Below are 12,358 nucleotides of genomic sequence, written 5' to 3'. Positions count from 1 at the left end.
TGGAAAAAGTAGTCAATCAGCTTTTAAATGAAGGGGGATTGATTATTAAATGGAGTAGAAAACTTAAAAATAAGGGTAATGCTGTCAATGTAACTTAAATGCGTAAAAGCTTATCAGTATAGACCTCGTTTCCCCACAGAAACCAGAAGAGCCAAAAATCCTCTCAGGAGTTGCATTATACCAGATATTTTCTCTCTGCATGGTTTATTTAATTTCCAGTTAACAAAATGTGCTAGTTTTTGGATTAATAACACTCGGCGTTGCTTTTCTGGGAGAAAATACTGTAGCTCAAGCAGTAAGACTGAATGTCAATGCTCAGTCAAATATAGAGCTTTTTTCACAAATATGAAGTATAATGTTATCGATAGCTAAATTGCACAAAAAATGAAATCCTATCCAGTAGAGTTCCGTCAAAAAATTCTAGACTGTTATTATAACGAGCCGATCTCCCAGCGTCAATTAGCGAAAAGATTCTGCGTAACCTTAAGTTTCGTCCAAAAGCTTTTGAAACAATCTCGGGAAACGGGAGATATTCGACCGAAAACTTATCGATGTGGACGTCATTTAAAACTCACGCCAGAACAAATGGTCGCCCTCGGCGAGTTAATTGAAGCAAATAATGACGCAACTCTAGCCGAACTATCGGACCTATTCTTGGAAAGAACTGGTATAGTTTTAAGTGTAGCGACAGTGGCAAGAATGACTGAACGCTTGAAAATGACTCGCCCAAAAAACTCTACACCCTCCCGAAAAAGATACGGAAAGAGTACAAAAACTTAGACAAGAATACAAAGGATAAAATTCGGGACGTAGACGAGAAAAACCTGATCTCGCTTGAGGAAGCAGCTTCAAATCCAGCTATGACTAGAACCCAGTATCGCTCGCTGAAAGGAACTAGAGCGCACGAGACTCGACCTCTTTAAAAAGGACAAAATTTGACATCTCCCCGTCTCTTTAGAACGGGGAGATGTTAATAAGCCCATGTTTTCGGTTGCACAAGTCAAAGCCCTACAGCGAGAGATGTGGAAGGTGGGGTTAGAATGGCAAGACCTACCCGATGATCTCTAAGTGTTAAATTTTGTTACGCTATCGGGAAACCATCACCTAAAATTGTTGTTATCGTTGTTGTGGTCAAAAAAAGGTATGTCTTATCCTAAATGGTTCCCCCGTCCTAAATCGTGGCTACAAGCCCTAATTTTAATGATCTCGATGATCCCGATCATGTTGATCATGAGAATAACGATCGTTCCCTTTAATTTTTTGGCCAGTCTATTTATACAAGAACCTTCCTATCGAGCCTTTACATGGTTAGCTATCACTGGAGTATTAATACCTATTTTTCTTTTATCCCACGTCCATCAATGGCTTTGGGGAGAGCGTAACCCAAAATTTCCTAAATGGATACCTAGCTTAAGAAGCTTAGGGGAGGGCGCATATTCATGGTTGGTTCTTTTCCTTTGCCTTGCCATAGCCTTGTCTTCCACAGTGACTTTACACCCAAATAATTACTACCAGCTTGAGGAACAACTGGAACGAGAAGCAAAAATCTTTTTTTTTAGCTTTATAGTTATCTCAGCTTACGCTTACCACCTTAAAAGCCTTATCGGTGCGAAGTTTCAATCCAAACGCGCCCCGTAAATTTGACCCAACAACCTCGCAACCCCTCTACAGGAGAGGGGTTTTTTTTAGTACAAACAAACGGGTGATCGGGGTTATACCTCGATCATCCCCTCGATCACCCAGACGATCACCCTTAAAACCCTTACTATTACTTGTTTTTTTTATCTCAAATGTCGGGGTTTTATCCCGTCTCTAAAAGCGAGGGTCTTCACCCCGACATTTGAGATAAAGCTATCCATCGGCATAATTAACCTCCGAAAACATGGGCTAAATTTGGACTAATTAAGTTTAGTCTCGTTTTTGGCATCCTCACATTTAGTGGTGTACCTCAAAACTTTGTCCGTATTTAGTGTTTTCTCAATGCCAAGACGCGGATTTGAACCGCGGACACGAGGATTTTCAGTCCTCTGCTCTACCAACTGAGCTATCTCGGCGTTTTTCAGTCCTTTCCTAATGTAGCACGCTCTCGAAATAATTGCAAGGTTTTTTTCTAAAAATTTTTCTGCTCGACTAGGGCCTGTCATCAATTAAGCCAAATGACGCCAACCCTAGGGTTGGCCGAAAAAGTTTGTTGGTGGGGTTAGGAGTCAGTCGGTCGTCGGTCGTCAGGATTGAGGAGGAGAAGTCAAAATAGGTTGAAGGACGATCTCATATCTATTTTCTGGCTGACCTTGTACCCTTGTCAGTAAATTGGGTTATTATGGCTAATTTTTGGCTGTTAGCAATTATAGCACTCAAAAGGGGGTGGGAATGATGAGATCAAGTTTAGTTTCGGTCTGAGGATGACGAAAAGATAATTGTTTAGCGTGTAGGTATAAACGGTCGGACTGCTTACCATTATACAATCGATCGCCTAAAATTCCTATCCCTAATCCCGCTTGACTATGAACACGAATTTGATGGGTTCTTCCCGTGTAGGGAATAAATTCGATGCGAGAATAATTGCCTTCTTTACCGACAACTTTAAAATAGGTTTGACTAGCTTTTCCCCTTTGCCAGTCCACAGTTTGATAGGGTCGATTTTGCGGATTTCCCCAGAGAGGTAGGTCAATTATACCCGATTCTGGCTCAATAATTTCTGATAATATAGCTTCGTAGATTTTCTCCACTTGTCGCCGTTGAAATTGTTGGGATAAACAACGATAAATATCTAAACTTTTAGCTAGTAATAATATACCCGAAGTTTCTCGGTCTAAACGATGAACGGGAATGAGATTTTTTCCCTGACTACGAAACCGATTAACCACGGCATCTTGACTATCTTGATAACGTCCTGCTACCGATAATAATCCCGCGGGTTTATTAATAGCAATTATTCCCTCGTCTTCATAGATAATTTCTAGGGATGAACGTAAACCAGAAAGTAAAAAACCCATGAGAGGTTGACATCTTTCTTGACAAGCGCCATAAAATTCTCCCTGTTTTCTATCTCGATTCGATTCTCCCCACCAAAATTCGGCCATAGCGATGGGTTTTAATCCTTTCATAGCGGCATAATTTAATAATTTTGGGGCGCAACATTCTCCTGTTCCTGTTGGTAACAAATTACTGCCCATCAATTTAGCTAAGGAGAGAGATTGTCCAGAAAAGTTGTTTAAACAGTAGGATTGATACAGCAATTCCTGTAACTGTTTGGAGAGTTTCCTACGCTGTTGCTTAAGTTCAATAATTCTCTGATTGGCTACGTTTATTTTATCAATTAAGGGTTCTAAAACTTGTTTTTGTTCCTGTTTTAATTGCTTTCTTGCTCTTTTTTCTTGACGACTGAGATTATTTAAATTTTCCAATTCTTCTGAGTTTAAATCTCCTAAATTTCTTAATCTATCTCGTTCCTGTTTATTGCTTTGATGTTGTTGCTGTAAAGCTTGGATTTTGCGCTCAAAATTTGCTTGATTGAGTCGATATAAATTATGTTCTGGGATTGATTGTAAGCTGATAATTTCCTGTTTAATTGTTTCTAAAAGTTGCAAAACTCGCTTTTCTTCCAGCACAATTTTTTCTCTCCCCACTAGGGACGGAACCCAGCCAGCAGCTTCTCCCTGTCCAGAAAAAGCTTTTAAAATTTCTATTTCGCCAGCGGCATTTTCTCCTAACAAAATGCCATACATTTTGCCTTCAGGATTGGTGATAGTTGTCATCAAATCTTGGGCAATTTTTTCAGCCAAAAGAGTGCGGGGCAAGCGCAATAACTCGCCCGTTTCGGGACAAATTCCTTGATAATAATAAGTAACTTCCTTCACTCTTTAAGAACAGGAAAGGGGCTAGAGATACCCCTAAGAAAAACAATTGGCAAAGAAATCGATAGTTTCCTGTAGGGCGACAATAAAGCGATCGATTTCTTCTGGGGTATTATAAAAATATAGACTTGCCCGCGCGCTGCCAGAAGCATCAAAAAGGCGGTGTAGAGGTTGGGTACAGTGATGACCAGAACGAATAGCGATTCCTTCGTGGTCTAATAAAGTGGCTAAATCACTAGCATGAATCCCTTCCACATTAAAGGCGGCTAAACTAGCCCGACCTTGGCCCGTTAAACTAGGTGGCGGCCCGTAAATTCTTAACCCCTCAATTTCTCCTAATTTTTTGAACAAATGGGCGGTTAATTCTTCTTCGTAGGCATGAATATTATCCATCCCTAAACCGATTAAATATTCTACCGCAGCACCGAGAGCAATTGCTTCCCCGATAGCGGGGGTTCCCGCTTCAAATTTGTGGGGCAGTTCGGCACAGGTAAAATGGTCTAAATAGACTTCCGCAATCATTTCACCACCACCAAAAAAGGGCGGCATTGCCTCTAAAATAGCCTCTTTGCCGTACAAAAATCCAATGCCGGTGGGGGCGCACATTTTATGACCACTAGCCACCAACCAATCACAATCTATGGACTGCACATCAATGGCTAAATGGGGGACACTTTGACAGGCATCAATTAATACTTTCGCCCCGACTTGATGGGCAAGGCTGACTATTTCGGCAACGGGATTAATACAGCCTAATGTATTGGAGACATGAAGGACAGCAACTAATTTAGTTTTGTCAGATAACAAGGATTTATATTGTTCTAAATCAAAGCTTTCTTCGCTGGTTAACTGTACATATTTAATCACTGCCCCCGTCTTTTGGCAGACAATTTGCCAGGGGATTAAATTACTGTGGTGTTCCATCACCGAGAGAATAATTTCATCCCCTGCTTTCAGGGTATTTAATGCCCAACTGTAGGCGACTAAATTAATCGCTTCCGTGGCGTTGCGAGTATAGACAATTTCCTGACGAGAAGCGGCATTAATAAACCTAGCCACCTTATCTCTGGCCCCTTCGTAGGCTTCCGTTGCTCGGACACTTAAAGTATGCGCCCCCCGATGCACATTAGCGTTATCTTTTTCGTAATAGTTTCGCAGGGTTTCTAATACTTGAATCGGTTTTTGGGAAGTGGCGGCACTATCGAGATAGATAAGGGGTTTATCGTGTACGGTTTGATGGAGGATAGGGAAATCGGCGCGGACTTTTTGGGCGAGGGTTTTTTCTTGGATAATTGTCATTTTAGTCAGGAGTCAGAGGGGTACTTTGGGCAGGTTGACACCCACCCCGGTAGAGTTATTCCACACTGCGACAGGCGACGCATTGCCCCAATCTTTGGCGGAGGGATTCTAGAGGAATTTTAGCTAAAATCTCGGCCGAGAAAGCATCAATTAACAAACTGCGGGCAGTGTCGGCACTTAAGCCCCGGCTTTGCAGATAGAATAAATCATCGGCTTCCAGTTGGCTAACGGTTGCCCCGTGGGAACATTTGACGTTATCGGCGGTAATTTGTAATTCGGGTTTGGTGTTGACTCGTGCCTTGTTAGAAATTAACAAATTCCGATTTAACTGGGAGGCGTTGGTTAATTGGGCGGGCTTGGGAACAAACACTTTACCATTAAAGATAGCGTGAGCGCTACCATCAACGATACATTTATGCAGTTGGTTGCTGATGCCGTGGGGATGGTTGAGATAGATGGCGCTGTGGGTATCGGCGGTTTGTTGTCCGGTAATCATGGCTAATCCGTGCAGATTTGTCTCGGTTTGTTCTCCTTTTTGCAGGATATCGAGGTTATGACGGCAGAGTTTAGCGCCTAGATTTATCTCGTTGAGAGTGTAACGGCTATCGCGCCCTTGTTCAATTATCGTGCGTCCGATGTGAAAACCATCTCCCGATTCCCGTTGTACTCTGGTATGGATGACCTCGGCGCTGGCTTCGAGGTAAATTTCCGTGACAGCGTTGGTAAAATAAGAGTAATTTACAGGTAAATCGGAGCAATATTCGGCTAAAGCCCCGTAATTCTCGATAATATTGACACTGGCTCCCGTTTCCGCCACGATTAGGCTATGGGGCTGATAAAAGCGGGGAATTTCCTCCACAACGGTGATAAATAAAAGATGTATCGGGGTTGTGACGACGGTGTTAGCGGTGACGTGAATTACTGCGACATCGCTTAAACCAGCTTGGTTGAGTGCGGTAAAAAATTCGGGTGTTTTTTCTTTCCCTAGATAGTTGACAAGAACATCTTTTTGTGCATTGGCAAGATTGCTGACGCTGACACCGGGGGGTAAAGCGGAGATATCGGACAATTCAGGCTGATAAATGCCGTTAACGAAGACTAAACTGCTGTTTTTGGCTTCGGGCAGTAAAAAAACAGCTAGGGCATTTTTATCGATTGTAACGGTTTGGGGGGCGCAAAAATCGATCGCCCAGAGTTGACTTAAATCGGTGAATTGCCATTCTTCGTCTTTTCTGCCCGGGATGGCTAATTCTTGAGCTTTACTGGCTCCCGATTCTCTTAATTCGAGAATTTTACGGTTATCGATAGTGGGAACCGTTTCGCGAGACAATTTTAACAATAATTCTCCTGATTGTTCAGGTTTCGTGATTATGGCTGTCATTGGTAGGAGGGGGTGGGGGTTGGGGTGTGGGGTAGTGGGGTGTGGGGTGTAGGGTGTGGGGTGTAGGGTGTGGGGTGTAGGGTGTGGGGTGTAGGAAGAATAAATAAAAGCCATCTCCTGATAACTGATAACTGATAACTGATAACTGATAACTGATAACTGATAACTGATAACTGATAACTGATAACTGATAACTGATAACTGATAACTGATAACTGATAACTGATAGCTAGATTACTTAACGGCTAATAATTGTTCGTCGAGGAAATCGTAGCCAGTTCTTTCTAATTCGAGAGCTAATTCTTTACCGCCACTGGTGACAATGCGCCCATCGTACATAACATGAATAACATCGGGTTCAATGTAGTTGAGCAGACGCTGATAGTGAGTGATAAGTAAAAAAGCGTTATCGGGAGTAGCTAATTGATTGACTCCCTGGGCAACAATTCGCAAAGCATCGATGTCTAAACCGGAGTCAATTTCATCGAGAATTCCTAAAGTAGGTTCTAATAAAGCCATTTGTAGGATTTCATTACGTTTTTTCTCACCACCGGAGAAACCTTCGTTTAAACTTCTGCCAAGAAAGCTAGGATTCATCTGGACAACTTCTAGTTTTTTCTCGACTAATTCCTCAAAGTCAAAACTATCTAATTCTTCCGAGCCTAGATATTTTTGTCGGGCATTGTAGGCAACGCGAAGAAAATCGAGGTTACTAACGCCGGGGATTTCTAAGGGATATTGGAAAGCGAGAAAGATACCCATAAGCGCTCGTTCATCGGGTTCTTTGTCTAAAAGGTTTTCGCCTTTATAAATTATTTCTCCCCCAGTTACTTCATAATCGGGATGTCCAGCGATTACTTTTGAAAAGGTGCTTTTTCCTGAGCCATTGCGCCCCATAATTGCGTGGGTTTCACCTGCTTTAATTTCGAGGTTAACTCCTTTAAGAATCTGATTTCCATCAATACTAGCGGTTAGATTTTTTACCGATAAAATTACTTCACTCATGGGATGTTTTTGAACAAAAATATTAGTTTTGGGGGTTGACGGCGAATCATCAATTGATGGATAAATTGTCTTAGCTTTTGGTGGGTTACGGCTATCGCCTAACCCACCCTACTTTACTGATTAACCTACGGTTCCTTCTAGCTTGAGACTGAGGAGTTTATCAGCTTCAGCAGCGAATTCCATCGGTAATTTACTGAGGACATCCTTACAGAAACCACTGACTAACATAGAGACAGCATCTTCTTCGGAAATACCCCGTTGTGCGAAGTAGAATAATTGGTCTTCACCGATTTTAGAAGTAGAAGCTTCGTGTTCTACCTTAGCACTGTTGTTATCCACCTGAATATAGGGAAAAGTGTTAGCTTCGGCATTATCTCCAATCAGCATAGAATCACACTGGGAGTAATTTCTTGCTCCCTTGGCTTTCGGTCCCATTTTCACTAAACCGCGATAACTATTTTGGGAGTTACCCGCAGAAATTCCCTTAGAAATAATGGTACTCTTGGTGTTGCGGCCAATGTGAATCATTTTCGTACCTGTATCGGCCTGTTGTTTGTTATTAGTTAGGGCAATTGAGTAGAATTCCCCGACGGAATTATCGCCGACTAAGACACAACTGGGATACTTCCAAGTAATTGCCGAACCAGTTTCCACCTGCGTCCAAGAAATCTTAGAATTAACTCCTTTACACAGACCCCGTTTAGTGACGAAATTGTAAATACCTCCCTTCCCATTGGCATCGCCAGCGTACCAATTTTGTACCGTCGAATATTTAATATCCGCATTATCGAGGGCGACTAATTCCACGACGGCGGCATGAAGTTGATTACTATCGTACATCGGAGCGGTGCAACCTTCTAAATAACTTACCGATGCCCCTTCTTCAGCGACAATTAAAGTTCTTTCAAATTGTCCCGTCTCACCGTTATTAATCCGAAAATAGGTGGACAATTCCATAGGACAGACGACACCTTTGGGTATAAAAACAAAGGAACCATCGCTAAAAACGGCAGAATTAAGAGCGGCAAAATAATTATCACCCACGGGAACCACAGTACCGAGATATTTCTGCACCAAGTCGGGATGTTCCTGTAAAGCTTCCGAAATAGAACAGAAAATAACCCCCTGTTCTGCTAGTTTTTCTTTAAAAGTTGTGGCGATAGAAACGCTATCAAAGATAGCATCCACGGCCACGTTAGAAAGGCGTTTTTGTTCCGAAAGGGGAATGCCTAATTTTTCAAAGGTTTCGATTAAAGTGGGGTCAACTTCTTCAAGACTGTTGAGTTTTTCTTTTTTCTGTTTGGGTGCAGAGTAGTAGATAATATTTTGATAATCAATGGCAGGATAGGAAACGTGCGGCCAACTGGGTTCGGTCATCTTTTGCCATTGATGGTAGGCCCGGAGACGAAAATCGAGCATGAATTCCGGTTCCTTCTTTTTCGCTGAAATTAGGCGAATAATCTCCTCATTTAAACCGCGGGGGATGGTTTCCGATTCAATATCGGTGATGAAACCGTACTTGTAGGGTTGGTTAACGAGATTTTTAACGGTGGTTGCACTCATGGGGGTTAGTGTTCTCTCTACGCGGTAGGCAGGGGAGGCAGTTAAACAACAATAAAGTTGTTTAAATTGATTATATAATAGATTAACAACAAAGCTGTTGTCAAAGTCACGGAAAATTTCAGAGGATGCTGATAAACCTCTGTTATTCAAGTTACTCTGTAGGGGTAATTGGCCGCTTCTTGACTCTCAGCAATTGTACGCTAAAGCCTCTGTTTTTGGTATCATGACCACGACTCAACCCGCCTCGACGAAAGACGATATTCTGCAATATTTGCTCAAAAACGGTCAATCTACCGCCCAAGACTTGGCTGAGGAGTTAACTATTAGTCCGCAAGCGACGCGCCGCCATCTTAAGGATTTGGAGGGGGAAGGACTGATCGAATATTTTGCGGTACAAAATAAGATAGGACGACCCCAGCACATTTATCGTCTCAGTCGTCAAGGTCGTGGCCGTTTTCCCCATAATTACGATAATTTCGCCGTTTCTTTCCTCAATACTCTCGTGGAGACGGTAGGAGAGCAACAGGTGGGGGAAATTCTCAAAAAACAGTGGCAACGCAAAGCGGCAGAATATCAATTGCGCCTCGGCAAGGGGTCTTTAGGGGAAAGAATGAGAAAATTGCTGGAAATTCGCCAAGAGGAGGGTTACATGGCAGAATTAGTGGCACTGGAAGCAGAAAATAGTTATATCCTGGCCGAGCATCATTGCGCTATTGCTGAGGTGGCCGGTTCCTATCCCAGTATCTGTGGCCATGAATTAGAAATGTTTGCCATGCTGCTGCCTGATTGTACGATCAAACGGACTCACTGGATCAATCAAGGTGAGCAACGATGTGGTTATCTAATTAAGTGCAAGGGTTGACAGAAAAAGATTAGAGATTTTCCTCGGGATTTATGCCCAATTCCCGCAGTTTAGCCGCTAATTTTGCGGATTTATGCCTTTCCTGTTCAACTTGGGTTTCTGCCTGTTGTGCCGCTTCTGCGGGAGTAGGTACTAATTCCCCTTCGGGGGTAAAATAGCGCAATTTATTGGCGGATAAACCCAAATATAAGCCTAATTGTTGACTCCAGAGCCATCCCTGAGCATTGGGGGCAATCGGTTGATATTGACCGCTAATTAGAGTAAATCCTGCAAATTCTAGGCTTTCTGGGTCAAACCAAAAATAATCGGGAGTGCGAAATATATCTTGATAAATTTGTTTTTTCTCCTCTCGGTCAACTTTGGCGGTACTATCGGAGAGAATTTCCACAATTAAATTGGGATATTTGCCCTCTTCTCGCCAAACTACCCAACTTCTGCGGTTGGGATTGGGATTTGTCCCCAAAACGACGAAAAAATCGGGACCACGGCAGAATTCTGACTTTTTCTGGTTAGGACTGTAATAAATGGTTAAATTGCCGGCGGCAAAATAATCTTCTCGCTCGCGCCACCACCATTCTAAACACTGAATTAATAAAATAATTTGTTGTAGATGTAGGTTACTTTCCCAGGGTGGTTCATCACTCCAAAATTCGCCTTCTGGGAAGATTATCTCAGGGTTTACATGAGACTCGACTAGGGGTAAGCTTTGAGCGATAGTCATGGTTTATCCAACACAGATAGGTTGATACCGCGGTTGCTCGTTCTTGTAGATAGGCAGTAGCATATAGTAGTAATCTGATTTTACTTTTCTCAGAATGTGACTGAATTGGCTCCAGAAATTCTTCGAGAGTTTCCTGAATTTTGCCGACTTCCTGTTGCGACCAATCAGTAGAGGCAATTAAATTGATGTAACGTAAGTTTAAAGGCTCTCCTCGACTGGTTATAGCAAATGAGTAGTTTAAATGAGCCTAACCCCTTAAAGAGAAAGGAATCCAACAATATAAAAAGCTTTTTTCTTAAAATTGCTTTTTTTAATTCCTGTGGGCTTTGTGTAGCAAGGCTCACAGGGATTATTTTGCGCTATATATCATACTAAATCCGCTGAGTATAGGCTACTTATGAGGACAGGCACTCATGCAAGAGGCAAAAGGGGAAATACAGGGTAAGCGCATCTTAACAATCCTTGACAAAATGAACTTTATGTGAGTTGCTTACCCAGAGGGCGATTCAAGAATATTTGAGTAGAATTTGCCATCTCAATTGTTAAGCAAAAATCGACCAAAAGGGTCGATTTCGTAACTATTCTGATTGACTGGTATCACTTGAAATGCTCACACAGCAAGCGGATCACAAAATTGGCCAATTGTCAATAGCGTTTGAGATGCTCTCATCCTGGGGGAATAAATAATCAGTCTTTAATAACTGGATTTGGTATCATAACTACTCTAAAAGAACCAGTTTAAATTCTCCAGAAAAGTATTGTCAACCGCAGAGATAGATGAAGCTTTTCGCCCAGGAAAGCCATCGGGGTATTTCGCCGCCATCAACGAATTACCATACAAGAAAAATTCTGGCTTTACAGATAGCTCCGTCGCCCCAATTCTATAATTTACTGAGTACAGTCCCGTTGTATCACAATTAGGAAAATCCTGAACTAATATATTGCAGAGAGCCATATCAGGACTCATCAATCCAGGCTCTCTAAATTTTCGATACCAGATTGGCGATAAGAAAACAGCTATTTCTTTTTTCAAACAATAGCAACTGGTATCGACATGGTGATATTGCTCGTTATAAGCAGGCCATTTACCTAAACTTTCACAGTCATCATGAGCAATAAATTGACCCTGCTCATCGACTATGTTTCTCAGGGCATAGGCCCAATCTAATTGGTCTTGCAGTATCGATTCTACTAACGAAGATACATGGAATGGTTCAAACCAGTTATCTTCATCAAGAAAAATCAAGTAATCGCCATTGGCAATATAGCATGATGAGCCATAAATTCGATGACCGTTGTACCTATTTTTTCCAGTCGGATATGGCAAGGACATGATATGCGTTGGCTTAATTAATTGCATCTCGCTCAATATATTTTGGGCTTTCTCTTCTCTCTCCTTGCCATCAATAACGATCAGATGTTCGATATTGTCATAATCGGCTCTTCGGGAATTGTTATGCAAATAATTAACTTAAAATAAAATTCGATGAGAGCACCTACGCTCAAAAGTAGCTGAAATCCATACAGGGAAGGACTTAAGGCACAAACAGGTTAATGCCAAAAGATAGACAATCGAGTTAAGATTTGATATAATAGCCAAAAACGAGATTATTTTACTTATGATACTTGACAAATTTTTGAACCTACAAGGAACCTGTATTCAAGGCTAT

General features: G+C 42.0%; 10 protein-coding genes and 1 tRNA gene. 3 read left to right on the top strand and 8 right to left on the bottom strand.

The annotated features are described in order from the left end of the window. Nucleotides 1-384: 384 nt before the first annotated feature. Together H6F92_RS16615 and H6F92_RS16610 are read left to right on the top strand one after the other, a co-directional pair. Complete coding sequence (locus tag H6F92_RS16615; protein WP_045360213.1) at nt 385-780, top strand: helix-turn-helix domain-containing protein; 396 nt, start codon at nt 385-387, stop codon at nt 778-780. Nucleotides 781-1,143: 363 nt separating this feature from the next. Then, nucleotides 1,144-1,638 carry a hypothetical protein gene (locus H6F92_RS16610; RefSeq protein WP_190358763.1) on the top strand — a complete coding sequence of 165 codons (495 nt, stop codon included), beginning with the start codon at nt 1,144-1,146 and terminating at the stop codon, nt 1,636-1,638. A gap of 343 nt (nt 1,639-1,981) precedes the next feature. Here H6F92_RS16610 and H6F92_RS16605 read toward each other — a convergent pair. From H6F92_RS16605 to sufB, 6 genes are all read right to left on the bottom strand, one after another. After that, a tRNA-Phe gene (locus tag H6F92_RS16605) sits at nt 1,982-2,054 on the bottom strand. 300 nt (nt 2,055-2,354) lie between these two features. Beyond that, nucleotides 2,355-3,860, bottom strand: a complete 1,506-nt coding sequence (locus H6F92_RS16600; RefSeq protein WP_190358762.1) for an RluA family pseudouridine synthase — start codon at nt 3,858-3,860, stop codon at nt 2,355-2,357. 33 nt (nt 3,861-3,893) lie between these two features. Next, on the bottom strand, nt 3,894-5,156 hold the full coding sequence (locus H6F92_RS16595; protein ID WP_190358761.1) for a SufS family cysteine desulfurase: 1,263 nt from the start codon (nt 5,154-5,156) through the stop codon (nt 3,894-3,896). A gap of 55 nt (nt 5,157-5,211) precedes the next feature. After that, nucleotides 5,212-6,537, bottom strand: a complete 1,326-nt coding sequence (gene sufD, locus H6F92_RS16590; RefSeq protein ID WP_190358760.1) for a Fe-S cluster assembly protein SufD — start codon at nt 6,535-6,537, stop codon at nt 5,212-5,214. Nucleotides 6,538-6,771: 234 nt separating this feature from the next. Next, a complete protein-coding gene (gene sufC / locus H6F92_RS16585) occupies nt 6,772-7,542 on the bottom strand; it encodes a Fe-S cluster assembly ATPase SufC (RefSeq protein ID WP_002756123.1) in 771 nt (256 codons plus the stop codon). Between the two features lie 120 nt (nt 7,543-7,662). Next, nucleotides 7,663-9,105, bottom strand: a complete 1,443-nt coding sequence (sufB, locus tag H6F92_RS16580; RefSeq protein ID WP_036395285.1) for a Fe-S cluster assembly protein SufB — start codon at nt 9,103-9,105, stop codon at nt 7,663-7,665. Between the two features lie 223 nt (nt 9,106-9,328). Here sufB and sufR point away from each other — a divergent pair, with 223 nt between their 5' ends. Continuing rightward, nucleotides 9,329-9,967 (top strand): iron-sulfur cluster biosynthesis transcriptional regulator SufR, encoded by a 639-nt coding sequence (sufR, locus tag H6F92_RS16575; RefSeq protein ID WP_190358759.1) that lies wholly within the window; start codon nt 9,329-9,331, stop codon nt 9,965-9,967. Nucleotides 9,968-9,977: 10 nt separating this feature from the next. Here the strand turns inward: sufR and H6F92_RS16570 are convergent, their stop codons facing one another. Together H6F92_RS16570 and H6F92_RS16565 are read right to left on the bottom strand one after the other, a co-directional pair. Further along, complete coding sequence (locus H6F92_RS16570) at nt 9,978-10,688, bottom strand: Uma2 family endonuclease (RefSeq protein ID WP_190358758.1); 711 nt, start codon at nt 10,686-10,688, stop codon at nt 9,978-9,980. 724 nt (nt 10,689-11,412) lie between these two features. After that, nucleotides 11,413-12,150 (bottom strand): glycosyltransferase, encoded by a 738-nt coding sequence (locus tag H6F92_RS16565; protein ID WP_190358757.1) that lies wholly within the window; start codon nt 12,148-12,150, stop codon nt 11,413-11,415. Nucleotides 12,151-12,358 lie beyond the last annotated feature (208 nt).

It is taken from the genome of Microcystis wesenbergii FACHB-1317 (assembly GCF_014696875.1).
Taxonomy (GTDB): domain Bacteria; phylum Cyanobacteriota; class Cyanobacteriia; order Cyanobacteriales; family Microcystaceae; genus Microcystis; species Microcystis wesenbergii_A.
This window is presented reverse-complemented; position numbering and strand designations above follow the sequence as displayed.